Origin of the sequence: Kribbella sp. NPDC056861, from assembly GCF_040687575.1 — a bacterium.
Lineage (GTDB): Bacteria > Actinomycetota > Actinomycetes > Propionibacteriales > Kribbellaceae > Kribbella.
This window is the reverse complement of record NZ_JBFBNQ010000004.1, coordinates 390,889-415,652: the sequence shown is the minus strand read 5'-3', so window position 1 is coordinate 415,652 and position 24,764 is coordinate 390,889. Positions and strand designations below refer to the sequence as shown.

Here is a 24,764-nt window from a genome sequence, read left to right as displayed (position 1 = left end):
CCGTCGTACGACGTTTGGGCGGCTGGTTGCCGTCCCGGCGGGCAGGTGGGCGCGACTGGCTACGACTCGTCGGTCGCGAGCCTGGGCGCGCACCTGAATCCCGGCGGGAGGACATCTCAGCAGCTTACGTCGGTCAGCCCTTGAATCGGGGGAAGGCCGAACGACCGGCGTACCGGGCCGCGTCGTCGAGCTCCTCCTCGATCCGGAGCAGCTGGTTGTACTTCGCCGTACGGTCGGACCGGGCCGGGGCGCCGGACTTGATCTGGCCGCAGTTGGTCGCCACCGCGAGGTCGGCGATCGTGGTGTCCTCGGTCTCGCCGGAGCGGTGGCTCATCATGCAGGCGAAGCCGTTGCGGTGCGCCAGGTCGACGGCGTCCAGGGTCTCGGTCAGCGAGCCGATCTGGTTCACCTTGACCAGCAGGGCGTTCGCGGCCTTCTCGTCGATGCCGCGCTGCAGCCGCTCGACCTGGGTGACGAACAGGTCGTCGCCGACCACCTGGATCTTGTCGCCGAGCTGGGCGCTGAGGTTCTTCCAGCCCTCCCAGTCCTCCTCGTTCAGCGGGTCCTCGATCGACACGATCGGGTACGACGCGACCAGGTCGGCGTAGTACGCGATCATCTCGTCGGACGACTTCTTGCCGCCCTCGAAGGCGTAGACGCCGTCGGTGTGGAACTCGCTCGCCGCCACGTCCATCGCCAGCGCGATGTCCTCGCCCGGCTTGAAGCCGGCCCGCTCGATCGCGACCAGGATCAGGTCCAGGGCGTCGCGGTTGCTCGGCAGGTTCGGCGCGAAGCCGCCCTCGTCGCCGAGGCCGGTGGACAGGCCCTTCTCCTTCAGCACGGCCTTCAGCGCGTGGTAGACGGTCGCACCCTGCATCAGGGCGTCGGAGTACGTCGACGCGCCGATCGGGGCGATCATGAACTCCTGCACGTCGACATTGCTGTCCGCGTGCGAGCCGCCGTTGAGGATGTTCATCATCGGCACCGGCAGCACGTGCGCGTTCGGCCCGCCGACGTAGCGGTACAGGTCCAGGCCGGCGCTCTCGGCGGCGGCCTTGGCCACGGCCAGGCTGACGCCGAGAATGGCGTTCGCGCCCAGCTTGGACTTGTTCGGCGTACCGTCCAGGTCGATCAGCGCCTGGTCGATCAGCCGCTGCTCGTGGACGTCGTAGCCGACGATCTCCTTGTCGATGTCCTCCAGGATGGCCGTGATGGCCTTCTGGACACCCTTGCCGCCGTAACGGGACTTGTCCCCGTCACGCAGCTCGACGGCCTCGAACTGGCCGGTGGAAGCTCCCGACGGCACAGCCGCCCGGGATACGGTGTCGTCGTCGAGGAGAACCTCGACCTCGACAGTGGGGTTACCGCGCGAGTCAAGAATCTCGCGGGCGCCGACGGCCTCGATGGTGGCCACATCTACTCCCTTGTTCACACCTGATGTCAGCCCTGAGCCTAGCGGCCAGACCAGACAGGTCAGTGGACCGCGTCGGCCTTCAGCACCTGGGCGATCGCTTCCGGCGGCACCTCGCGGACCAGCAGAACGCCGTTCGGGGCTTCGAAAACGGGTTGTCCGAGCTTTTCTGGGTCGATGCCGAGCAGGACGTCGACCTTGGATCGCCTTCCTACGTGGCTGTTTCGGGCCGGCGCCAAGTGCACGTGGGTACGGCGTCCCGGCTGAATCCGTCTGGCTCACGAGACGAAGCGTGTCAGCAAGGTGCGCAGGGTGTCGAGCCGATTGTCCTGCGGGCGGTTGCGGCGGGTACCGCGACGGACCACTCGACCCCGGCGTCGGGCAGACTGCGCTCGAGTTGCTCGTGAGCGCCGTGACCTCGAGATCAGCCGTTCCGTCAGCCGTCCGCCGACTGGGCCGAGGTCGAGGCGAGGGTCAGTGTGAGCTGAACCAGTCACGTGCGTGCCCGAGGCCGACCTGGTTGCCGTCGTCGGTGGTCAGGCCGGTCCGCTCGTCGGTGGAGACGCGCCAGGCGAAGTACGCGGCTTGGATGGCGTAGCGGAACCGCTCGAACGCCGGGAGGCCGACGGTGATCTCGTCGGTCAACTCGGGGCGCGCGGCCAGGTAGGCGGGGACCAAGTGGGTGGGCGTGCCGGCGTACATGACGGCTGAGGCGACGTCGTAGAGCAGCGGCGCGGTCATGAAGCTGCCCCAGTCGATCAAGGCGATCTCCCCGTTGCGCCGGCGGAAGAAGGCTTCTGGTGCCGGGTCGCCGTGCAGGCCGGCCCAGGTCAGGGGACCGAGGTCTCGGACAGCGGCCAGGGCGCTCTCGACGGCAGGACGGATCCAGGGTTCAAGGTCGAAGTACGCCGCGAGCCCGGTGACCAGCCCGAACCACTCCTCCACGTCACCAGCGGGCGCCTCGGAGATCGCGTGCACCCGGGCGAGCGTCGTACCGATCGAGCGCTGGTCTTCCGGCGTGCCAGTCAGCGGGGTGCCGTCAACGAAGTCCAGCAGTGCGACCTGCAGGTCACCCCAAGGCTCTGCCAGGCGTCCCGCGCTGCTTGGTGTCGGGGCGCCGGTGGTCAGGCCTTCGTGGGAGAGGCGCAGAGCGAGTTCGAGGCCGGGCTCGAAGGCGGTGTCACCGCGCTTGACGGCCTTCGCGACCAGCTTGGAGTCGACCAGCCAGGTCTTCGAGTTCATCCCACCGTCGAGCACCTCGAGATGCTCGACCTGCAGACCCCAGCGCTGCGCCAGTACCTCGGTGAGCTCCACGCCGCCCACCTTGTCAGGCGGCCACGGCGAGTGTCGAAGGGATTACCGGGCTTCGGCAGCTCGTACGTCGTCAGCCAGGCGATGCGTCGCGGCACGGAGGGCCTGCTCGGGGTCGACGCCGAGGGCGCGAGCTTGCCGGACGAGCTCGAGCAGTTCGGCGCCGATGCGCTCGTCCTCCGGGGAGGACGCGGCTGAGGGTTCGGTAGCGGCGACGTCGGCCGGAAGAACCTTGGCGGCACGGCCCAGGACCTTGTCGGCCAGCGCGAGCGCCGGCAGCGCCAGCGGGATGCCTTCCAAGACCGAGGTGCGTTGCTTCTCGGCGGCCTTGATGGTCTCCCAGTTCGCCTCGACGGCCGCGGAGTCCGCCGCGGTGACGTCGGCGAAGACGTGCGGGTGACGGCGGACGAGCTTCTCGACCAGACCGCCGGCGACGTCGTCGATGGAGAAGCCGTCGTCGTCGGGGTCGATCTCCTCGGCGATCCGGGCGTGGAAGGCGACCTGCAGCAACAGATCGCCCAGCTCCTCGCGCAGGTGCACGTAGTCGCCTGAGTCGATCGCCTCGAGCGTCTCGTAGGTCTCTTCGAGCAGGTACCGCGCGAGGCTGTGGTGCGTCTGCTCCTGGTCCCACGGACAGTTGCGGCGGAGCCGGTCCATCACGCGCACGAGGTCGATCAGCCGCGCCCCCGGTACGTCGTACGAGCCGTGCACGATCTCGACCTCGTACTCCGGCTTCGCATCGCGGCTCAACGAGTCCGCGATCACCCGCAGCAGAGCGGGCTCGCCGTCCTCGCCGACCAGCCAGGCGACCTGGGAGCCGGTGGCGGCAGCGGAGGTCAGCCACGTCCACTGCTCACCGACGTCACCGTCGATGTGCTGCACGACCAGTCCGGAGCCGATCAGCGCCTGGACGTCGGGGCGCTCAGGTCCCGCCGACGCGCCGATGTGGTCGGCGTCGGCGAAGACCTGCCAGCCGGCCCGGGTCAGCAACCCGGGCGCGACCCGTGGACTGGTGAGAACAACCTTGATCGAACCCGGCAAAGGATCAGCCCTGCGGCTCGGCCGGCGGCTGCTCGGGCTGCTGCTCGGCCGGGGGCTGCTCCTGCTGCTGGTTCGGGGCCGTGGGCTTGGCCGCCTTGGTCTGGTCGGACAGGACCGACAGGGAGCCGGTGTCCTCGCCCTTCTCGCCGTTGGCGATCTTGCTGCCGTCCCACTTGCCGTAGCGCGGGGCGACGTCGACGGAGATGTTCTTCGCCGCCTCTTCGACCAGCTTGGTGCCGGCCGTGTTCTGGGTCGGCGCCTGCGGGTCCTTGACCGAGCCGCTGCCGCCGGCCAGCTTGATCCGGGCCACCAGGGCGCGGGCGGAGTTGCGCAGGAAGTCCTTGGTGACCGGGTCGGCGACGAACTTCTCGTACACCTGCGGGTCGAAGACCACCTTCGAGGCCTGGTCGATCTCGGCCTCGGTGACGGTGATCGAGCGCTGCTCCTGGACCTGGCCGGCCAGCACGTTGTCGACCAGCAGCCCCAGTACGACGGTCGGCGTGACCTGCCCGCCGCCGATCGCGGCCTGGATCGCGTCGGTGGACTTGTCCACGTCGCCGACGCTGATCTCCTCGCCACCGACCGATGCCGCGGCACCCGGGTGGGTGCCGGCGGCGCACCCGCCGAGCAGCAGCACCGAGGCCAGGGCCGCGCTCACTACCTGCACCTTGGCCGTCCGCAGCCGACGCGTTGTGCTCACCGAATCTCCTCGCATGGTCCAGTTCATGGTTTTGCCGACGCTCCGACCGGTTCGGCGATCACGTCGTCGATCAGTCTGGCGCACCACTGCAGCAACTCCTGGTCACGGAGCGGCTGACCGGCGACCGGACGGGTCACAGGTCTCGGCACCAGGATCGTACGCAGTTGCGCCTTCACCAGACTCTTCGGGTACAGCCTGTTCAGCCGCAGCACCTTCGAATCGGCCAGGTCGACCGGCCCGAACCTGATCAGATTGCCCTGCAGAGTGACGTCGTGCAGACCCGCCCGGCGGGCGTGGTTGCGGAACTTCGCCACCTCGATCAGGTTCAGCACCGGCTGCGGGATGTCGCCGTACCGGTCGTGCAGCTCCTCGACCAGTTCGGCGATGCCGGCCTCGTCCCGTACTGCGGCGAGCCGCTGGTACATCTCCAGCCGCAGCCGCTGTGACGGTACGTAGTCGTGCGGAAGGTGCGCGTCGATCGGCAGCTCGATCTTGACCTCGGGCTCCTCGGCCTGGGTGTCACCCCGGTACTCCGCGACCGCCTCGCCGACCAGCCGGACGTACAGGTCGAACCCGACGTCGGCGATGTGGCCGGACTGCTCGCCACCGAGCAGGTTGCCGGCGCCGCGGATCTCCAGGTCCTTCATCGCGACCTGCATGCCGGCCCCGAGGTCGGCGTGCTGCGCGATGGTGGCCAGCCGGTCGTGCGCGGTCTCGGTGAGCGGCTTCTCCGGCGGGAAGAAGAAGTACGCGTAGGCCCGCTCGCGGCCTCGGCCGACCCGGCCCCGCAGCTGGTGCAGCTGGGACAGGCCGAGCAGGTCGGAGCGCTCGACGATCAGCGTGTTCGCGTTCGAGATGTCGATCCCGGACTCGACGATCGTCGTACAGACGATGACGTCGGACTCCTTCTCCCAGAAACCCTGGATGACCTGCTCGAGCTGGTGCTCGGGCATCTGGCCGTGGGCGACCGTGACGCGCGCCTCGGGGACCAGTTGGCGGATCCGGGCGGCGGCCTTCTCGATCGTGTTGACCCGGTTGTGGACGAAGAAGACCTGGCCCTCGCGGAGCAGCTCGCGCCGGATCGCGGCGGTCACCTGGCCCTCTTCGTAGGCGCCGACGAAGGTCAGTACCGGGTGCCGTTCCTCCGGCGGAGTGGCGATGGTGGACATCTCGCGAATGCCGGTGATCGACATCTCCAGCGTCCGCGGGATCGGCGTCGCGGACATCGTCAGCACGTCCACCGCGGTCCGGAGCTGCTTGAGCTGCTCCTTGTGCTCGACGCCGAAGCGCTGCTCCTCGTCGACCACGACCAGCCCGAGATCCTTGAACGCGACCTCGCCGCCGAGCAGCCGGTGGGTGCCGATCACGACGTCCACCGACCCGTCGGCCAGGCCGTCCAGGGTCGCCTTGGACTCCTTCTCGGTCTGGAACCGCGACAGCGGCGAGACGTTGACCGGGAACGCGGCGTACCGCTCGGCGAAGGTCGCGTAGTGCTGCTGGACCAGCAGCGTGGTCGGCACCAGGATCGCGACCTGCTTGCCGTCCTGCACCGCCTTGAACGCGGCCCGGACGGCGATCTCGGTCTTGCCGTAGCCGACGTCGCCACAGACGATCCGGTCCATCGGCGTGACGCGTTCCATGTCGTGCTTGACGTCGTCGATGGTGGCCAGCTGGTCGGGCGTCTCGACGAACGGGAACGCGTCCTCCAGCTCGCGCTGCCAGGGCGTGTCCTTGGCGAAGGCGTGCCCCTTGGTCGCCTGGCGCGCGGCGTACAGCTTGATCAGCTCGCCGGCGATCTGGCGGACCGCGCGGCGGGCCCGGCCCTTGCGCTTGGCCCAGTCGCCGCCGCCCATCTTGTCGAGGGTGGGCTGCTCGCCGCCGACGTACCGGGTGACCTGGTCGAGCTGGTCGGTCGGCACGTACAGCCGGTCGCCCGGTTGGCCGCGCTTGCTCGGCGCGAACTCGATCACGATGTACTCGCGGGTGGCCTTCTGGGTGCCGGTCCCGACGGTGCGCTGCAGCATCTCGGCGTACCGGCCGACGCCGTGCTGTTCGTGCACGACGTAGTCGCCGGGCGCCAGCTCAAGTGGGTCGACCGTCTTCTTGCGCCGGCTCGGCATCCGTTGCTGGGAACGCCTTTCGGCGGCCGAGCGCTGACCGGCCAGGTCGTTCTCGGTCAGTACCGCGAACTTGATGCCTTCGGCAATGAATCCGCGTTCGAGCTGTCCCTGGGAGATCTGCACGACACCGGTCGGCGGGATCTCGTCGATGCTGTCGACGGTCCGCGCGGGCAGCTCCGCCTCGGAGAACACCTCGGCCAGGCGTTGCGCCGGACCGTGTCCCTCGGTGACACACACGATCCGCCAGCCGTCACGCAGCCAGGCACGCACATCCTCAACGGCAGCAGCGGTTTCGCCGCGGTACGGGTCGACCTCGTGGACCGCGATCGCACGGCTGCGCACCGCGCCCGCCTCGGCGTCGATGTCGATGGAGACGCGGGCGCCCATCGAGTCGCGCAGGTCCTCCGGCACATCGGTCGGAGCCGCCGCGAACGGCGACATGCTCCACCAGGCAAGGCCCTTGGCCAGGGCGTGTGACCTGACATCGGCCAGCGACATGTACGCCGCGGCGCCCAGGTCGATCGGCGCGTCGCCACCACCCGCGGCAGCCGCCCAGGACGCCTCCAGGAACTCCTGGCTGGTCGCGACCAGGTCGTGCGCCCGCGCCCGGACCCGCTCGGGGTCGCTGACGATCACGTGGGTGCCGGCGGGCATCAGGTCGACCAGCAGCTCCATGTCGTCGACGAGGACGGGCGCGAGCGACTCCATCCCCTCGACCGCGTGGCCTTCGGCGAGCTTCTCGAACAGCTCGGACAGCTCCGGGTGCTCCTTGGCCAGTACTGCGGCGCGCGCGCGGACCTCGTCGGTCAGCAGCAGCTCGCGGCAGGGCGGGGCCCACAGGCCGTGCGTGGCGATCTCCAGGGACCGCTGGTCGGCGACTGCGAAGTACCGGATCTCCTCCACGTCGTCTCCGAAGAAGTCGACCCGCAGCGGGTGCTCCTCGGTCGGCGGGAAGACGTCGATGATGCCACCGCGGACGGCGAACTCACCGCGTCGCTCGACTAGGTCGACCCGGTTGTACGCCGCCGCCGACAGCCGCTCGGTGACGTCCGCCAGCTCGACCGAGTCACCGACGTGCAGCTGGACCGGCCGGAGATCGGCGAGCCCGGCCACCTGCGGCTGCAGGACGGAGCGGACCGGGGCGACCAGGATCTTGATCGGGCCGGTGGTCTCGTCGGACGGATCGGGGTGCGCGAGCCTGCGCAGTACCGCGAGGCGGCGGCCGACCGTGTCGGAACGCGGCGACAGGCGCTCGTGCGGGAGCGTCTCCCAGGCCGGGTAGTAGGCGACCGTGCTGGGCTCGACCATGCACTGCAGCGCCTCGGTCAGCTCCTCGGCCTCGCGGAAGGTCGCCGTCACGGCCAGCACCGGCCGATCCGCGCCGCGGGCCGCCGCGATGGCGGCCATCAGCACCGGGCGGACCGGCCCGGGAGCGCTCAGGTCGAGCGTCGTGACCCCGTCGTTGCGGGCGTCGCGAACAGCCTCGGCCACTACCGGATCGGTGATCAGGGTGTCGACCAGGCCGGCCAGTTTCACGAGTTGAACCGTCCTTGCGTTACTTCCAGGCCATCCGTCATCAGGGACTCCACCGCGTCGGCCGTGCGATCGACCGCGAACGGGAGGTCCTTGCGTTCGGTTGAGGAGAACTCGTTCAGCACGAAATCTGCTGGACTCTGCCGGCCGGGCGGTCGCCCGACGCCGACGCGAACTCGATAGTAGTCGCCGGTGCCAATCGACTTCCGGATCGACTTGAGCCCGTTGTGGCCGTTGTCGCCACCGCCGTACTTGGCCCGCAGGACGCCGAAGTCGATGTCCAGCTCGTCGTGCAGCACGATCAGCGACTTGGGCTCGACCTTGAAGAACTTCAGCAGGCCGGAGACCGGGCCGCCGGACTCGTTCATGTACGAGCGGGGCTTGGCCACGATGGTGCGGATCCCGCTGATCCGGGCCTCCACCACCTCGGCCTTGGCCTGCTTGTGCTGCTTGAAGCTGCCGCCGACCCGGGAGACCAGTTCGTCGGCGACCATCTGGCCGACGTTGTGCCGGGTCTTGGCATAGGAAGGGCCGGGATTCCCCAGCCCGACGACCAACCACACGTCGTCCGCCACGAATCCCGGCCCTTCCTGTTGAAGCTGTTGTACTGCGAGCTGCTTACGCCTCGGCGGCGGCCGGCTCGGCAGCCTCGGGCTCGTCGCGCTCGATGCCGGCCTCGGCCTCGGCGTCGGCCAGCTCGGCCTCGGCCTGCTCGGCAGTCTGAGCAGCGGTCACGTTGACGACCAGGGTGTCCGGCTCGACGGCCAGCGTCGTACCGGCCGGGAGCTTCAGGTCGGACGCGTGGATCTGGGCGCCGGCCTCGAGGCCCTCGACGGAGACGGTAACGCCGTCGGGGATGTGGGTCGCCTCGGCCTCGACCAGGATGGTTGCGTTCTCCAGCACCACGAGGGTCTCGGAGACCGCGTCGCCCTCGACGTGAACGGCGATCTCGACCTGGACCTTCTCACCGCGCTTCACGATGACCAGGTCGACGTGCTCGATGGTGTTGCGGATCGGGTCGCGCTGGACCTGCTTCGGCAGTGCGAGCAGGCTCTCCGCACCCTCGACCTCGATCAGCAGCAGGGCGTTGGCGGTCTTCAGCGCCAGCATGGTGTCGTGCCCAGGCAGCGTGATGTGCACCGGGTCCGTGCCGTGGCCGTACAGAACGGCGGGCACCTTGTGGTCCCGGCGGATACGGCGGGCAGCACCCTTGCCGAACTCCGTGCGCGACTCGGCTTGGATCTTGACCTCGGCCACGAGATGAACTCCTCAAGTGCGTTGCGGTGGTGTTATGTCGGTGGTCTTGCAAGCTGCTGGCCTCAGCGGGCACGTCTTGACTCCCGGAAAGGCGTCAGGCAACGAACCACCGCGTCGATCACGGAGCCGCTCCCGACAGGTCACGGGTGAGCGTGGCTGTATCCGGGGGGCGTCCCTCGCCGAGGCAACCAAAACAGTTTACCCACGGTTTTGCCCAGACAGGAAATCCGTTCTGGGGGTGACTTTCTTCCCGCTGGATCGTGATGACTTTCCCGCGTCACCCGGGGGAGTTTTCGTCCGGCTTACTGAAAATGATTGTCAGATCAGTTAAGTTCCTCCGGTGACCGCCACCCACTCCCGCCTCCGCGCTGTCCTCCTCGTCCCGTTGACCGCCGCCGTCGCTTTCTGCCTGCTCCTGCTGCCGTCGCGCTCGTACGGCGAGGTGTCCCCCGAGGTGCTGCGGGCGGTCCATACCGATGCTCTGCACACGACGTACGACGGATCCGCACTGCGCCTGAGCAGCCGGATCGGGCTGGGCGACTATCGCGAGGCGGACCCGGCCGGGCTGATCTTCAACCTCGAGGACAAGGCGTCGGCGCGCGTGGAACTCCCCGACTTGCCGGCTTTCGCTTTCCTGGGCAGGCCGGGTGATCCGGTCTGGATCGCGCCGGAGTCGCAGGATCCGGAACTGATCTGGCCGGGTTGGGACACGGAAACCATCGCTCCTGGGGTGCTTGCCGGTGATGCGGTCGACCTGACGTTGCTCGATGCTCGCGGACCTGGGCACGTTGAGGTGTTCTTCAACTACAACGAGTTCACCGGGTCTGTGGAGCGGTTGTTCAGCACGGCTGATCCGGCGCTGCGGACGGTGCATCAGGCGGTGGGGCGGCATGTGCATGCCAACTGGTCGTTCTCCCAGTTGGGGACGTACCAGCTGACCTTCGAGGCCACGGCGAGAAGTGTTGCCGGCCAGCTGCTGAGTTCTGGGCCGGTGACCTACACGTTTGTGGTTGGCGCCTACTCGGGGCCACCTGGCAGTCCCCCGACGACACCGCCGGGAACGCCTCCCGTGACACCGCCTGGCACTCCGCCTGGCACTCCGTCCGCGACACCGCCTGGTACTCCGCCTGGCACTCCGTCCGCGACACCGCCTGGTACTCCGCCGGGCACACCTCCTGGCACTCCGCCCACCACTCCACCCGGAACCCCGCCTGGTACTCCCCCCGGCACACCTCCCACCACACCCCCGGCCACTCCCCCCACAACCCCGCCGAAGCCCACCCCAACCGCGCCGCCGTCCACCACTCCCCCTGCGCCGACCCAACCCCCGACGCCCCCATCCCCAGCCCCCACCTCGACCGACCACCAACCACCCCGCCCGTCCTCCGACAACGACTCAAACAGCAACCCCACCAACCTCCCGCCCTGCATCACCACCAACACCCCACCAAGCAACAACTCCACCGCCTCCACCCCACCCGGCAGCACCACCAGCTCCCCCAGCACCACAAACTCCCCCGGCGCCACCACCTCCCCCAACAACCCGGCCAACCCAACCCAGACAACCCTCTCGACCGGCCACGCCGACTACGCAGTACGCCTGGAAAACGGCAACCTCACCTCCCGCGTGAAAGACGGCACCAAACCCGGCACTCCCATCTGGCGCGACCCCGCCAAAGTCACCATCAACCTCACCGCAGCCTCCGCCACCCACGCCCCCGGCGGCGCCTTCGCCTTCCTAGGCCCGACCGGCTCACCTCTCTGGCAGATCCCCCAAACCCAGAAGGACGGCGTCATCTGGCTCGGCTGGAACACCGAAGAACTCACCGCCAGCAAACTCTCCACCCCAGTCGACTGGCGCCTGGACCGCGTCACCGGCCCCGGCGCGATCGCCGTCTTCGAGTTCGACTCCTTCGGTCAGCCGAAGATCATCTTCAACAGCGCCGATGGTTTGCCGGACACCTACAAGATCCCGCTCGGCACTCACGCCCACGGGAACTGGTCATTCAGCAAGCCAGGCATCTATCGAGCAACTTTCACTCATACAGCTGTTCTCACTGGTGGTGCCCGCTCCAGCACCACCTCAACTCTCACCTTCGCTGTCGCCACGACCGCCAATGCGCCCGGTGGTGCACACCCGGCTGCTAGCCACGGGGCGAGTGGCGCAGGAGTTGTACCTGCAGAAGCCTCGCGCACAGCAGTCAAGGCAGGCAGCCAAAGCGCCGGCGTGCTGGACGCAGCGGTGGCTGGGGCCGCGGGCTCGGGCGCTGGAGTCTCGCGCACCTCGGCCAGTACAGACAGCCAGAGCATTGGTGTGCTTGACGCAGCGGTGGCTGGGGCGGCGGGCTCGGGCGCTGGAGCCTCGCCCACCTCGGTTCTCGCAGGTCGCCAAGGCCTTGGCGTGCTTGACGCGGCGGTGGCTGGGGCTGCGGGCTCGGTGGCTGAGGCGGGGGCTTCGGTGGCTAGCGCGCGGTCGGGTGAGGTGTTGCTGGCTGGGGCTCCGGCGGCGGGTGGTTGCAAGTTGGCGTCTACGGGGGCTGAGGTTGGGCCTGGCTGGGTCGCTGGTGGAGCCGCCTTGGTTGTTGCTGGGGTTGTGGCGCTGGTTGCTACTCGTCGTCGCCGGAGTGAGGCGTGAGGCGCGGCAGGCGGTTGGGGGGCGCGGCGGTTGCGTTCGTCGTACTGGCTGCTGGTGGATGTGCAGACAGCTCAGGGAGTGCTAGCGGCAAGGTCAATGTCGTCAGTACCACCGAGATTCTGGCTGATCTGGTGCAGCGGGTTGGTGGGGAGCGGGTGGAGGCTAGTTCGCTGGTGCCGGCTGGTGGGGATCCGCATTCCTACGAGCCGACGCCGAAGGACGCCAAGCGGGTGGCGAAGTCGGACGTCACGTTCACCAATCACCTGTTGCTCGAACCGCAGTCGTTGATCAAGACGATCGACGCGAACGCGCCGAAGGACGCGCCCAACGTGTCGCTGGCCGAGGCTGCCGAGTCGTACGGCGCGCATGTGATCCCGTTGGTGGAGGACATCGGGCTCGACGTTCTCTGGCTGGGGCTCCGGGTGCGCGGTTCGGGCAAGGCGCGCGGCGCGACCCGTACGTCGTCCGTTCGGCTCACCGCCACCAAGATCGACGGCCCAGGCAAGCTGATCGCCTACCTGACCGAATCGCTCGGCCAGCCCGACCGGTACTTCGACTCGACCAATCTTGCCGACAGTACGATGCTGCCGCCCGCCGCTCATACACATCTCAACTGGGCGTTCACCAAGCCCGGCGTCTACCACCTCACGCTCGAAGGCAAGCTCGACAACGGCGGCGGCAAACCGCTGCAACCACTCGGCCAAGGCACCTTCACCTTCGCCGTCGGAGTCGAACCACACCAGGTCCCGCCGGCCGACGGGGGCAAGCCGACAGTCCTCGACGCCGGCCACACCGACCTCACCGTCGACCTCGACACCGGCCAGGTCTACGCGTACTCCGACACGCAGCGCGCCGGGCAGTCGCGGCAGTCCGCTGCGCCGCATCCCAGCGAGTCGCAGCCCGGCGTACCTGCCACCAGCGCCACTCCGGGGCAGACCGCCGTGCCGGCTGGGCGGGTGGTGATCGACGTACCCGGCAAAGCGTTGGAGACCGTGCCCGACGACCCGCGGTTCAGCTTCCTCGGCCAACCAGGAACCCAGATCCACCAACTGCCACAAGCGGTGCTCGGGAAGCATGTGCACGGGGAGATCGATCCGCATCTGTGGGAGGACGTCGCCAACGCGAAAGCCTATGTGCAGTTGATTCGCGACACGTTGATCAATGTTGATCCAGATGGTCAACAGGTCTATCAAGACAACACGAAGGTGTATCTGCGCGAGCTCGACGAGCTGGACGGCTACGTCCGGGCGCAGTTGGCGAAGATTCCGGTTGATCGGCGGCAGTTGATCACCACGCATGACGCGTTCGGCTATCTGGCGTCGGCGTACGGGATGAAGGTGGCCGGGTTCGTGGTGCCGAATCCGGCGCAGGAGCCGAGTGTCGACCAGGTCCGCAAGTTGTCCGAGACGATCCAGAACCTCAAGGTGCCGGCCGTCTTCACCGAGCCGAACCTGGCGCAGCGCGCGTCCGTGCTGACCCAGGTCGCGCACGACCGCGGGGTGCGGGTCTGCTCGATCTACGGCGATTCGTTCGACGACCACGCCCGGTCCTACGTCGCGATGATGCGGCACAACGCCGACGAGCTGCTGCTCTGTCTGGGGGAGAAGAAATGAGCCTGCTGCACATCGCACTTCTGTTGCCAACAGCAATTATTCCGACGACGGTTGCCCCGGCGCCGCCGACCGAGCAGGTGGTGATCGCCGACGGGCATGTCGATCTCGGCCCGCGGTTCGTGGACGGCAAATGGACGATCCAGTTGCGTGACGACACCAGCGATCCGGTGGTCTGGCGGCCGCTGGAGAACGTGGTTGTCCAAGCGACGGACAAAGCGCAACTCGCGGTGCCTGCCGATCCGGCCTATTCCTTCCTCGGTGCGGCGGGCGCGAAGGTCTGGGTGATCCCGCAGGTGCAGCAAGCCGGCGTGGTCTGGCCGGGCTGGAACACCCAGGAGCCCGAGGTCGCGAAGCGGGTCGATCGCGAGGTCAGCTGGTCGCTCAACGGGGTCGACGGGCCAGGCACCTTCACGTTGTTCCTCAACTCGGACTTCGGCAAGCCGGCGCCGGTGTTCGACAGTCGAAAGCCGTTCCCGCAGGAGACGGGCATCGACGTCAACACGCACGTCCACGGCAACTGGACCTTCTCAAACCCAGGCACCTACGTGCTCGACATCGCGATGACCAGCAAGCTCACCGACGGCACCACCGTCACCGATCGCCGGCCCCTTCGCCTGTACGCCGGTCCGGGCAACCCCCGTGACGCCTTCCAACAAAAAACAGTCACTACAGAAGAAAACAGCCAGAACATTTCGTGGTTGTGGATTGCGGGCGGAGGCGGTCTGCTGACCATGGTGGTCGGTGGGCTCTTCGTCGTACGCCGTCGGCGGGTTGCCGCATGAGCGTGCTGCAAGTTGAAGGCGTCGCCGTCGAGCTCGGCGGGCGACTCGTGCTCCACGACGTCGACCTCACCGTCGCCGCCGGCGAGCACGTCGGCCTGATCGGACCCAACGGCGCCGGCAAGACCACCCTCCTCCGTTCGCTCCTCGGCCTCCTGCCGATCAGCGACGGCCTGATCACCATCGACAACCAAACACCCCGCGAAGCACGCGGCAGCATCGGCTACGTCCCGCAGCGCCACGAGTTCGTCTGGGACTACCCCGTCGACGTCCGTACTGCGGCCATGACCGGCCGCACCCATCGCATTGGCTGGCTGCGCCGACCGAACGCCGACGACAAAGCAGCTGTCGACGAAGCACTGGAGCGAGTCGACCTGACCGAGCTCCACCGCCGCCCCATCGGCGAACTCTCCGGCGGTCAGCGCCAGCGAGTACTGGTCGCGAGAGCACTGGCCCTGCGACCAGCGCTGCTGCTCCTGGACGAGCCGTTCACCGGGCTCGACGTACCGACGCAGGAGATCCTCACCCGGCTGTTCCGCACGTTGACCAGCGAAGGCACCGCGATCCTGATGACCACGCACGACCTCCCGGCCGCGGCCGACACCTGCAGCCGGCTGTGCCTGCTCAACGAGACGGTGATCGCCGACGGCCCGCCCGAGCAACTGCGGGATCCCGCCGTCTGGTTGCGCGCCTTCGGTGTCGCCCGGTCCGAGCAGCTGCTGCACAACCTCGGGGTGACCCGATGATCGAGTTCTTCACCGAGCCGTGGCAGCACGTGTTCATGCAGCGCGCGTTCCTGGTCGTGCTGATGTCCGGCGTCGTCTGCGGGGTGATCGGCAGCCACGTCGCGCTCCGCGGGATGGCGTTCATCGGCGACGCGGTGGCGCACGCGGTCTTCCCCGGGATCGCGATCGCCTTCGTGCTGCACACCAGCCTGGTCGTCGGCGGCATCGTCGCCGGGCTGATCACCGCGCTGTCCGTCGCCGTCTTCTCGCAGAACAGGCGGCTCAAGGAGGACACCGTGATCGGGGTCTTCTTCGCGGCCGCGTTCGGCCTCGGCATCGTGGTGATGAGCACCGCGCCCGGGTACGGCGGATCGCTGGAGTCGTTCCTGTTCGGCTCGGTGCTCGGCATCAGCGACGGCGACGTCGTCACGGTCGCGGTCGCCGGCGCGTTCCTGCTGCTGGTCAGCGGCGCGCTGCACAAGGAGTTCGTCACCGTCGGGCTCGACCGCGAGACGGCCCGCTCGGTCGGCCTGCCGATCTTCTGGCTGGACATGGCCCTGTACGCGATGGTGACGATCGCGATCGTCATCTCGATCCAGGCGGTCGGCAACATCCTGGTCCTCGCGCTGCTGATCACGCCGGCCGCCTGCGCCCGGCTGCTGACCGACCGGATCGGCGCGATGATGCTGATCGCGCCGCTGATCGGCGCCTTCTCCGGCCTGGTCGGGCTCTATCTGTCCTACGCGTTCAACCTCGCCGCCGGCGGCTTGATCGTGCTGACGGCGACCGCCGTCTTCGTCGCCTGCTGGGTGTTCGCGCCCCGGCACGGCCTCCTCAGCCACCGCCGCAGTTCCCCTGCAGCGGCTGTACTCCCTGCCCGAGTCTGAAAGGAAAGTCATGCGCACAATCAACCGCGTCGCGCTGCCCGCCGTGGCAGTGCTCGCGTTGTCCGGCCTGGCCCTGCCGGCCGATGCCACCCCGAAGGTCGTGCTCGACCAAGGTCACGTCGACGTGATCGGCATCGCCTTCGAGGACGGCGCCTTCGACCTGCACGTCCACGACGAGGAGCACGCCGCCGAGTACGCGCCCTCCGAGGTCGTCCTGACCGCCAAGCCCGGTTCGGAGATCGCCGTACCGGCCGACCCGCAGTACAGCTTCCTCGGTACGCCGGGCGGCCGCGCCTGGGTGCTGCCGCAGGTGCAGGACCCGGCGCTGCTCTGGCCCGGGATCGGCGCCGAGGAGATCCAGCCCGGTGTCTTCAAGAACGACGCGCTGAAGCTCGATGTCCTTGCAGTCGCCGGCCCGGCCGACCTGAGCATCTTCACCACCGACGCGTTCGGCGCGCCGACCGTCCTGGTCGACAGCGGCAACGGGCTGCCGGACCGGATCAACACCTCGGCCGGCGGTCACCTGCACGCCAACTGGGCGTTCGAGGCGGCCGGTACGTACAAGGTGAAGGTCAAGGTCAGCGGCACCCTTGCCGCCAGCAACCAGAAGGTCTCGGGTGTCGCCACCTACACCTTCAAGGTGAACCAGTGAAGGGCCGCGTACTTGCAGGCGCTGCCACCGCAGCCCTGATCACGATGCTCCAGGTCCTCCCGGCCCACGCCCTCACCACCATCTCCGCAGGGCACGTGGACGCGATCGACGTCGACTGGACCGGCTCCGCGCTGACGCTCGACCTGCGCGACGGCACGGTCACGCCGAACGTCGACCGCAACCCGGCGGACGTCGTACTGAATGCCGTGTCGGCCAGCAAGACCACGGTGCCGTCGGGTTCGTCGTACTCGTTCCTCGGTACTGCGGGCTCACCGGTCTGGATCCTGCCGCAGACGCAGGCCAGCACCATCGTCTGGCCGGGCTTCAACACCGAGGGCGTGCCGAGCGGCGCGCTGCAGAGCAACAGCGTCAACGTGAAGCTGGTGTCGGTCTCCGGACCGGCTGATGTGAGTGTCTACACCACCAGCTCACTCGGTACGCCGACCGTCTGGTTCGACAGCGGTAACGGGCTCCCGGACACCCGGGCGTTCGCCGTCAACACGCACGCCCACGCCAACTGGGCCTTCGAAGCAGCCGGCACCTACACCGTCGTCTTCGAAGCCACCGGTACTACGGCCGCCGGCGCCGCGGTGACCACTGGTCAGAAGACCTACACCTTCACCGTCCAGCCGTAACCAGGTCCGCCGGGGAGGTGTGGCGCCGCACCTCCCCGGCACCCAACGGCTGTTCGTCGTAGGGTTTTGTCATGAGGATCGTCTCCTTGCTGCCGTCGGCCACCGAGATCTGCTTCGCTCTCGGGGCCGGCGACGGCGTCCTCGGGGTGACCTTCGAGTGCGACTACCCGAGCGAGGCCCGGCAGCGCCGGATCGTCTCCACCACCAGCCTTCCCGAGGGCCTCACCCCCGCCCAGATCGACACCGCGGTGCGCGAACGCGTCGCCGCCGGTGAGGACCTCTACAAGCTCGACCGCGATGCACTGCGCGAGCTCAACCCTGATCTCGTCATCACCCAGGACCTCTGCGCCGTCTGCGCGATCGACCTGGACGACGTCGAGGAAGCCCTGTCGTACCTCGGATGCCAGGCCGAGGTGGTGACCACCGACCCGCACGACCTGGACGAGGTGTTCACCTCGATCGAGCTGATCGGCGAGGCGATCGGCCACCCGGCCGGCGACCTGGTCGAGGAGCTGCGCAAACGCCTGGCGAAGGTCCGGATCCAGGGCAGTACGCGGGTGATGCTGCTGGAGTGGACCGACCCGCCGTTCGCTCCCGGGCACTGGGTCCCGGAGATGGTCGAGTACGCCGGTGGCGCGAACGTGCTCGGTACGACGGGGTTGCGGTCGGTGCGCACCACCTGGCCGGCGATCGAGGCGGCTCGGCCCGAGGTGATCGTCTCGGCGCCCTGCGGCTTCGATCTCGACGGGGCGAGCGCGCTCACCCAGGATTTGCTCGACCAGGGGTCGCTGCCCAGCGCAGTACCGGTGTGGGCTGTGGATGCGAACGGGTGCTTTGCCCGGCCCGGTCCGCGACTCGTGGACGGGGTTGAGGCGCTCGCCGGGTTGTTGCACGACGGCCCTGTCGACCCGTCAGTGGCTCGGCGGCTGCGTTAGATTCTCGCTGGTGACCTCTGCTGCGCTCGTACCTTTCATCGTTCTCGCTGGAGTGCTGTTCGCGCTGATCATCGGCGGCGGCATCTGGTGGTCGGTTCGTCGGCAGAAGGCGCTCCAGCTCCGCAATCGGGAGGCGGCGCAGCTCGGGTGGCAGGTGGTCCCGCCCAGCCCGATGCTGATGGAGATCGCTGCGTCGGTGTTCTTCCGGGGCAGGCCCGTGGTGATGTACGCCGGTCAGTATCGCGGGCATGGGATCCACATCTTGGACTACACCTACACGACGACCAGCGGGGACAGCACCTCCACCAACGAGGTCCATCTGGTCGCACTCGCACTGCCGGTCGCGCTGCCGCCTTTGGAGCTGACCCAGCGCTCGCGGACCAGCCGGTTCTTCGGCACACATCAGCTGGAGTTGGGGAACAGCGCTTTCAACGACGCGTTCCGGATCAACTGTGGCGACAACCGGTACGCCGCTGCCGTGCTGGATCCGCGGGTGATGGAGTGGATGCTGTTCAACCCCGCCTTGGAGTGGCAGCTGAGTGGCAGCACTTTGGTCTCATGGGGAACCGGGCGCTTCGCCATCGGCGACGTCCAGGCGCGCCTCGACGCGATGATCCGGTTGGTCGATCTGATTCCACCCTCGGTCCTGCGCGAGTACGGGCAGCCTGTTTACTGAATGGCATGACTGCTGAGGTGCAGGTACTGCGGGTGTTTGCCGACCAGGCTGGGCGTTATGGCAACCAGCTCGGCGTCGTACTGGATGGTGGTGCTGTGCCCGGATCCCAGGCGCGGCAGGAGCTGGCGGCCGAGCTCGGGTACGCGGAGACGATCTTTTTCGATGATCTCGAGCGGGCGTCGTTCCAGATCTTCACGCCGGCGACGGAGTTGCCTTTCGCCGGTCATCCTGCGGTCGGCGCTGCCTGGATCCTGCATCGCGAGCTGGGCAAGGCGCCCGACGTACTGCGGGTGCCGGCGGGCGAGGTGCCTACCTGGCAGGACGTGGACGACGTGTGGGTACGTGGGCCGTTGGCTTCTACGCCGCCTTGGTGGCATGAGCGGCTGGAGTCCGCTTCGGCTGTCGATGCTTTGACTGGCCCGTTGGTGCCGGAGCAGGACGCGACTCAGCTGTGGGCATGGGAAGACGAGGCTGCTGGGGTGGCGCGGGTGCGGGTGTTCGCTCGGCGCTTCGGGATTGTCGAGGACGAGGCGTGCGGGTCCGCGTCGATGCGGCTGGCTGCGGCGCTCGGACGGCGGCTGACTATTCACCATGGTGCTGGTTCAGTCGTGCTCGCTCAGCCCGGTCCTCCCGGGTACGCCGAGGTAGGCGGCCGCGTGGTTGTCGACTGACAAACTCACCGACTCAATCTCGTCCAGACCTCACGCAGTCCCCTGGCCGCGTCTCCCTCAAGCCCTACCGCATCCAGCGTCTCCCCCAGCTCATCGAACTCCGGCCCCCACCGCCATGCCACGCTCCGCAGACCCTCCGGCAACCCCGGGTCCTTCAACGATCCCCCGTCCTGCCGGATCTGCTGCGCCACCAGTGCCTCCGTTACTCCATGCTTCTCAGCCAGCTCGAACGCCAGCACCGCGAGCGCCGCCTTGCCCTTGTTGTAAAGGGCATAAGCAGACTTGGCCGCACTGGCAGCACCCACCGCATCCCCGACAACCATCGGCGTAGCAGCAGTCCCCGCCCACAACTCGGCTGCCTCCTGAGCCGCCGACCCAGACAACATCAGATGCGTCGGACTCGTCCCACCAACCGGCGGCGGTCCCACTACGCCAGCATCGACGAAAGTTGCCTCAGGCAAAGCATCCTGCGCCGCGGCCAGCGACTTCGGGGACAGTGGATTCGCCTCGATGTAGAGCCCGGCAAACCCAGCAGCTCCCACCGATCGAGCGATGTCGACGGCACCCTGCGGAGCACAGGAACACAGCACCACCGAGGCAGCACCAACCGCGTCGGCGAACGGAGTACCGATCAAGCCGGCCGCCTCGGCCCGCTCCACAGTCGCCGTACTACGCCCCTCCGGCACCCAGTGAACCTCGTGGCCCGCGGCAACCAGTTGGCGGGCGAGCTGTGATCCCATCGCGCCGGGGTGGAAGACGGCGATCCGCATCTGGGCATCCGATCCTAGGAGGGCTGGTGCTGACCAAGATAGGCCAGTACGGCGAGCACGCGGCGGTGGTCCTCGGGGTTCGAGATCAGGCCGAGTTTGGCCATGATGCTGCCGACGTGCGTCTCGACCGTGCGCTCGTTGAGCCACAGCCGGCGGCCGATGCCCACGTTCGTGCAGCCTTCGGCCATCAGCGCCAGCACCTCGCGTTCGCGCGGTGTCAGCGTGGCCAGGCGGTCCGGGCGGCCGAGCAGCCGGCCGACCACCTCGGGATCGAGCGCCGAGCCGCCCGCCGCGACCCTGGTCAGCGCGTCCAGGAACTGTTCGACGTCCAGCACCCTGTCCTTCAGCAGATACCCGAAGCCGCCCGAGCTGACCAGCTCGACCGAGTGCCGCGTCTCGACATGCTGCGAGAGCAGCACGATCCCCAGTTGCGGGTACTCCGTCCGCAGGCGGCGCGCGGCCCGGGCACCGTCATCGGTCAGGTCCGGCGGCATCCGAACATCGATCACCGCCAGGTCGGGCTCGGTCTCCGCCACCACCGTCAGCAGGGTCACGGCATCGCCGGCGCGGCCGACCACCTCGTGCCCGGCATCGATCAGCAGCCGCGCGAGCCCTTCGCGAAACAGCGCCGAATCCTCCCCGATCACGATCCGCACGGCAGCACCGCCTCGATCGTCGTACCGCGTCCGGCGGGGCTGTGCATCGACAACGAGCCGCCGACCGCGGCGACCCGGTCGACCAGGCCGCTCAACCCCGAGCCGGGCCGCGGCGTCGCGCCACCGCAACCGTCGTCCTCGACACGGATCCTGACATCGGCCGCCGACTGCGCCACCCGTACTGCGATCGCGGTCGCACGCGAGTACTTCGCGGCGTTGGTGACCGCCTCGGCCGCCACGAAGTACGCCGTCGTTGCCAGGTCGTCCGGCAGCTCACCAGGCCCGATGTGCAGCTGAACCGGGATCGGCAGCGTTTGGGTGATCGCCGCCAACGCCGCGTGCAACCCGTCGTCCAGGCTGGTCGGCCGCAGCCCATGGGCGATCTGCCGGAGCTCGGCGATCGCCGTCGCGAGCTCGGCCACGCCTTGGTCGAGCAGCCCGTTGACGTCGACCGTGCCGTCGTCGAGGTGACGCTGCGCCAGCCGCATCGCCATCCCGAGCGCCACCAGCCGCTGCTGAGCGCCATCGTGCAGGTCTCGCTCCAGCCGCCGCCGTTCCTCGTCGCCCGCCTGGACGAGCCGCGCACGACTCGCCTCCACCTCACGCAGCGCTCCGGCCAGCTCGGCCCGCAACCTGGTCACCTCGACCAGACTCGCCGCGCCCGTTGCGACAGCCTTCAGTACTGCGGACCCGCCGGCCCCGGCAAGCAACCCGATCTGCACTCCGCCGAGCATCACCGGTACGCCGCCGCTGACCTCCACCGGGCTGCCTTGGGCGTCGACGAACCCAGATGCGCCCGGGACCAGCAGGCCGACCCGGAGAGTGGGATCGCGCAGAGCTGTTCGCAGGGACTTCTCCAGTTCTTCCGGTTGCGCGTGTTCGGTGTGGATTCGGCGCTGGAGATCCTCGATCGCGAGCATCGCGGCCCGGCGAGGTGGATAGAGGCGTCGATCGACCAGGCGCTGCAGCCTGGCACGGAGAGGTGCGAGAAGAAGCGCGCAGGTGGCCGTCGCGGCGGCTGCGGCTGGGGCGGATTCCTTGCCCAGGAAGAGTCCCAGCGTCAGCGCCGTCACGGCGTACGTGCCGAGGAGGACGATCATGACGATGGCGTAGCTGACCGTGTCCGCGATCACCCGGTCGACGTCGTACAGGTCGTGGCGGAGCATGGCGACGGCCACTGACGCGGGCAGCGCGATCAGGGTGGCGATACCAAAGGCCGTGGAGATCGCGCCGGTCTTGCCTGCGACCAGGAGCTCGGTGAGACAGACGAACGGGTAGACGACGACCGCCAGACCGGCCAGTGAGAGCCACTTCAGCTGTGCCCGGACCCGTCCGGTGGAGCGTCGGAACCGGGTGAAGAGGGAGATGCCCACCGCCAGCAGGAGCCCGAGCATCAGCGCGAAGATCACCTCGCTGAGCACGCGGATCGGGAGCGGCGGCCTGCCGAAGGGGCGAGCCAGTTGCTCGAGCGGCGGTGGGAACGGGATCGTCGCGACGGCACCGAAGGCTTGTTGGGCCAGGCCGAGAGCAAGAAGCACGATGGGGATCAGCCGCCAGCGTTTGCTCGGCACCCGGCCATCAGGGAAGTGCAGCAGGACCAGCGCGACGGCGATGAACAGCCACCAACCACTCTCGTCGAGCAGCGCCACGACCCGGTTGTCGAGCGGAAGCTTGCCCGGATCGGCGACCACCACGGCGTAGTACACGTAGCGGGTCGCCAAGTACGTCGTGATCGCGCCGGCCCAGGTCAGGAGCAGGCCGATCAGGTTGCCGGGGACCTTGCGGCTGATCACCAAGCCGAGGACGGCGATCGCAGTACCGGCTGTACCGAGCGTGGCGAAGTTCCGCACGGTGTGCTGCCCGACGGAATAGCTCAGCAGCAACCAGCCGCTGCCCGCGGCCATCGCCACCGCGAGCAGGAAGGCGCAGAGCGTCGCTCCTCGCTGCCTCCGCATAATGTCCCCTCCCGTCCCCTTCCGTCAGGGTAGATCCGGATCGTGCGTTGCGGCTCCGGGTCAGCACGGAGATCCATCTCCGCGTCCGCTCCGATGCGCTCGCGGGGCCGGCGGCGGTTCCCTGATGAGGTCGAACCAGCTCGATCAGGGGGTATCTGATGTCCACCGAAACACTTGTCCGCAGTACCAGCTCGCTGACCCGGCGGCGGGTCGGCTATGTCGCCGTCGCGCTCGCGGTGACCGGCGTGGCCGCCGTACCGGGTGGGTTGCTCTGGCCCCAACCGGCCGCCGGCGGCGAGACCTACGCGTACGCCGACATCCAGCCGCACCGCGCGCTGTGGTGGGGGCTGCTGACAGCCCTTGCCGTGAATCTGATCGTCAACGTGCCCGCCCAGGCATTGCTGACCGTCCTGCTGGTCCGCGCTCGCGGTGCCGCCTGGGCGACCGTCGGCGGCATCATCATGTGGATCGGCGCCGCCCTGTACGCCGTCGGCGCGGCGGGCTGGGCAGCCGCGTACTACTTCGCCACGGCGGCCGGGGTCGACCCGTCGGTGATCGAGCGGGTCAACGACGACTCGGCGCACGTCTTCGGGGTGATGATCCCCGGTGCGCTACTCGTTGCCTTGGGCACCGTTATCCAGGCGGTCGGGCTGTGGCGATCGGGCGCCGTGCCGCGCTGGATCCCGGTGCTGTGGCTGACCATCGTCGCGACGTTCGTCGTACCGGGTAACGGGGTGGCGGGGTTGCTCACCGCCGTACCGATGACTGCGGCGAGCCTCGGTACGGCGTACTACGCGTGGCGCCGGGCTGCCTAGGCGCGGCCGTCGAAGAGTTTGGTGACCGAGCCGTCCTCGAAGACCTCGCGGATGGCCTGGCTGATCAGCGGCGCGATGGTCAGCGTGGTGAGCTTGTCGAACTCGCTCTCCTTGGCGATCGGCAGCGTGTTGGTGACGATCACCTCGCTGGCCTGGCAGTTCTTCAACCGGTCAACGGCCGGACCGGACAGAATCGCGTGGGTGGCGGCGATCACCACCCCGGCGGCGCCGTCGGCCATCAGGGCGTCGGCGGCCTTGCAGATGGTGCCGCCGGTGTCGATCATGTCGTCGACCAGGATGCAGACCCGGCCCTTGACCTCGCCGACCACCCGGTTGGCGACGGTCTCGTTCGGCCGGTCGATGTCGCGGGTCTTGTGGATGAAGGCCAGCGGCGCGTTGTTCAGCCGGGCCGACCACTGCTCGGCGACCTTGATCCGGCCGGCGTCCGGCGAGACCACGGCCAGCTGCTGCTCGCCGTACTTCTCCCGGACGTAGTCGGACAGGATCGGCAGCGCCATCAGGTGGTCCACCGGGCCGTCGAAGAAGCCCTGGATCTGCGAGGTGTGCAGGTCGACGCAGATCAGCCGGTTCGCGCCGGCGGTCTTGAACAGGTCGGCCATCAGCCGGGCCGAGATCGGCTCCCGGCCGCGGTGCTTCTTGTCCTGCCGGGCGTAGCCGTAGAACGGCAGCACCACGGTGATCCGCTTGGCCGACGCCCGCTTCAGCGCGTCGATCATGATCAGCTGCTCCATGATCCACTGGTTGATCGGGGCGGTGTGGCTCTGGATCACGAAGGCGTCCGAGCCGCGGACCGACTCCTCGTACCGGACGTAGATCTCGCCGTTGGCGAAGTCGTAGGCCGAGGTCGGCACCAGGCCGGCGCCCAGCTCCTCCGCGACGGACTCCGCCAGGGCGGGGTGCGCCCGGCCGGAGAACACCATCAGGTTCTTCTCGGTGGTCCGTTTCATCCCGCTCATGGACATGCCT

Annotated in this window: 23 protein-coding genes; 11 read left to right on the top strand and 12 right to left on the bottom strand. The window is 68.5% G+C overall.

The window, feature by feature from the left end; translation table 11 throughout:
• Window positions 1–133: 133 nt before the first annotated feature.
• The 8 genes from eno to AB0P21_RS21385 all read right to left on the bottom strand — a co-directional run bounded on the left by eno (window position 134) and on the right by AB0P21_RS21385 (window position 9,373).
• Window positions 134–1,414, bottom strand: coding sequence for a phosphopyruvate hydratase (eno, locus tag AB0P21_RS21420; RefSeq protein ID WP_270136634.1), 1,281 nt, complete (start codon window positions 1,412–1,414; stop codon window positions 134–136).
• A 59-nt stretch (window positions 1,415–1,473) separates the two neighbouring features.
• Window positions 1,474–1,650 (bottom strand): hypothetical protein, encoded by a 177-nt coding sequence (locus tag AB0P21_RS21415; RefSeq protein ID WP_363698874.1) that lies wholly within the window; start codon window positions 1,648–1,650, stop codon window positions 1,474–1,476.
• Between the two features lie 235 nt (window positions 1,651–1,885).
• Entirely contained in the window at window positions 1,886–2,725 is an 840-nt protein-coding gene (locus AB0P21_RS21410; RefSeq protein ID WP_363698873.1) for a phosphotransferase, read from the bottom strand.
• Window positions 2,726–2,767: 42 nt separating this feature from the next.
• Window positions 2,768–3,763: a MazG family protein gene (locus AB0P21_RS21405; RefSeq protein ID WP_363698872.1), complete on the bottom strand. Its 996-nt coding sequence runs from the start codon at window positions 3,761–3,763 to the stop codon at window positions 2,768–2,770.
• A gap of 4 nt (window positions 3,764–3,767) precedes the next feature.
• Window positions 3,768–4,463: a hypothetical protein gene (locus tag AB0P21_RS21400; RefSeq protein WP_363698871.1), complete on the bottom strand. Its 696-nt coding sequence runs from the start codon at window positions 4,461–4,463 to the stop codon at window positions 3,768–3,770.
• 23 nt (window positions 4,464–4,486) lie between these two features.
• On the bottom strand, window positions 4,487–8,119 hold the full coding sequence (mfd, locus tag AB0P21_RS21395; RefSeq protein ID WP_363698870.1) for a transcription-repair coupling factor: 3,633 nt from the start codon (window positions 8,117–8,119) through the stop codon (window positions 4,487–4,489).
• A complete protein-coding gene (pth, locus tag AB0P21_RS21390; RefSeq protein ID WP_363698869.1) occupies window positions 8,116–8,691 on the bottom strand; it encodes an aminoacyl-tRNA hydrolase in 576 nt (191 codons plus the stop codon). The genes mfd and pth overlap by 4 nt, the downstream gene beginning before the upstream one ends.
• A gap of 43 nt (window positions 8,692–8,734) precedes the next feature.
• Window positions 8,735–9,373 (bottom strand): 50S ribosomal protein L25/general stress protein Ctc, encoded by a 639-nt coding sequence (locus AB0P21_RS21385; protein ID WP_363698868.1) that lies wholly within the window; start codon window positions 9,371–9,373, stop codon window positions 8,735–8,737.
• Window positions 9,374–9,713: 340 nt separating this feature from the next.
• Here AB0P21_RS21385 and AB0P21_RS21380 point away from each other — a divergent pair, with 340 nt between their 5' ends.
• From AB0P21_RS21380 to AB0P21_RS21335, 10 genes are all read left to right on the top strand, one after another.
• Window positions 9,714–12,008, top strand: a complete 2,295-nt coding sequence (locus AB0P21_RS21380; RefSeq protein ID WP_363698867.1) for a choice-of-anchor M domain-containing protein — start codon at window positions 9,714–9,716, stop codon at window positions 12,006–12,008.
• Window positions 12,005–13,621 (top strand): anchored repeat ABC transporter, substrate-binding protein, encoded by a 1,617-nt coding sequence (locus AB0P21_RS21375; RefSeq protein ID WP_363698866.1) that lies wholly within the window; start codon window positions 12,005–12,007, stop codon window positions 13,619–13,621. Before AB0P21_RS21380 ends, AB0P21_RS21375 begins: the two co-directional genes overlap by 4 nt.
• Complete coding sequence (locus AB0P21_RS21370; RefSeq protein ID WP_363698865.1) at window positions 13,618–14,403, top strand: choice-of-anchor M domain-containing protein; 786 nt, start codon at window positions 13,618–13,620, stop codon at window positions 14,401–14,403. The genes AB0P21_RS21375 and AB0P21_RS21370 overlap by 4 nt, the downstream gene beginning before the upstream one ends.
• Window positions 14,400–15,146, top strand: a complete 747-nt coding sequence (locus AB0P21_RS21365; protein ID WP_363698864.1) for an anchored repeat-type ABC transporter ATP-binding subunit — start codon at window positions 14,400–14,402, stop codon at window positions 15,144–15,146. The genes AB0P21_RS21370 and AB0P21_RS21365 overlap by 4 nt, the downstream gene beginning before the upstream one ends.
• Window positions 15,143–16,012 carry an anchored repeat-type ABC transporter permease subunit gene (locus AB0P21_RS21360; RefSeq protein ID WP_363698863.1) on the top strand — a complete coding sequence of 290 codons (870 nt, stop codon included), beginning with the start codon at window positions 15,143–15,145 and terminating at the stop codon, window positions 16,010–16,012. Before AB0P21_RS21365 ends, AB0P21_RS21360 begins: the two co-directional genes overlap by 4 nt.
• A gap of 10 nt (window positions 16,013–16,022) precedes the next feature.
• The gene (locus tag AB0P21_RS21355) at window positions 16,023–16,664 is read left to right on the top strand and encodes a choice-of-anchor M domain-containing protein (RefSeq protein WP_363698862.1); all 642 of its coding nucleotides are present in this window, start codon (window positions 16,023–16,025) and stop codon (window positions 16,662–16,664) included.
• Window positions 16,661–17,299 (top strand): choice-of-anchor M domain-containing protein, encoded by a 639-nt coding sequence (locus AB0P21_RS21350; RefSeq protein WP_363698861.1) that lies wholly within the window; start codon window positions 16,661–16,663, stop codon window positions 17,297–17,299. Before AB0P21_RS21355 ends, AB0P21_RS21350 begins: the two co-directional genes overlap by 4 nt.
• A 71-nt stretch (window positions 17,300–17,370) precedes the next feature.
• Complete coding sequence (locus tag AB0P21_RS21345) at window positions 17,371–18,234, top strand: cobalamin-binding protein (RefSeq protein WP_363698860.1); 864 nt, start codon at window positions 17,371–17,373, stop codon at window positions 18,232–18,234.
• Between the two features lie 10 nt (window positions 18,235–18,244).
• Entirely contained in the window at window positions 18,245–18,910 is a 666-nt protein-coding gene (locus tag AB0P21_RS21340; protein ID WP_363698859.1) for a hypothetical protein, read from the top strand.
• Between the two features lie 5 nt (window positions 18,911–18,915).
• Complete coding sequence (locus AB0P21_RS21335) at window positions 18,916–19,581, top strand: PhzF family phenazine biosynthesis protein (protein ID WP_363698858.1); 666 nt, start codon at window positions 18,916–18,918, stop codon at window positions 19,579–19,581.
• A gap of 5 nt (window positions 19,582–19,586) precedes the next feature.
• On the opposite strand, the gene AB0P21_RS21330 is transcribed toward AB0P21_RS21335, so the two are convergent.
• The 3 genes from AB0P21_RS21330 to AB0P21_RS21320 are packed head-to-tail and all read right to left on the bottom strand — an operon-like array spanning window position 19,587 to window position 22,962.
• The gene (locus AB0P21_RS21330; protein ID WP_363698857.1) at window positions 19,587–20,351 is read right to left on the bottom strand and encodes an NAD(P)-binding domain-containing protein; all 765 of its coding nucleotides are present in this window, start codon (window positions 20,349–20,351) and stop codon (window positions 19,587–19,589) included.
• A gap of 14 nt (window positions 20,352–20,365) precedes the next feature.
• Window positions 20,366–21,007, bottom strand: coding sequence for a response regulator transcription factor (locus tag AB0P21_RS21325; RefSeq protein ID WP_363698856.1), 642 nt, complete (start codon window positions 21,005–21,007; stop codon window positions 20,366–20,368).
• Window positions 20,995–22,962: a histidine kinase gene (locus AB0P21_RS21320; RefSeq protein WP_363698855.1), complete on the bottom strand. Its 1,968-nt coding sequence runs from the start codon at window positions 22,960–22,962 to the stop codon at window positions 20,995–20,997. Before AB0P21_RS21320 ends, AB0P21_RS21325 begins: the two co-directional genes overlap by 13 nt.
• Window positions 22,963–23,120: 158 nt before the next feature.
• Here AB0P21_RS21320 and AB0P21_RS21315 point away from each other — a divergent pair, with 158 nt between their 5' ends.
• Complete coding sequence (locus tag AB0P21_RS21315) at window positions 23,121–23,777, top strand: hypothetical protein (RefSeq protein WP_363698854.1); 657 nt, start codon at window positions 23,121–23,123, stop codon at window positions 23,775–23,777.
• Here AB0P21_RS21315 and AB0P21_RS21310 read toward each other — a convergent pair.
• The gene (locus AB0P21_RS21310) at window positions 23,774–24,754 is read right to left on the bottom strand and encodes a ribose-phosphate diphosphokinase (RefSeq protein WP_363698853.1); all 981 of its coding nucleotides are present in this window, start codon (window positions 24,752–24,754) and stop codon (window positions 23,774–23,776) included. The genes AB0P21_RS21315 and AB0P21_RS21310 overlap by 4 nt on opposite strands.
• Window positions 24,755–24,764 lie beyond the last annotated feature (10 nt).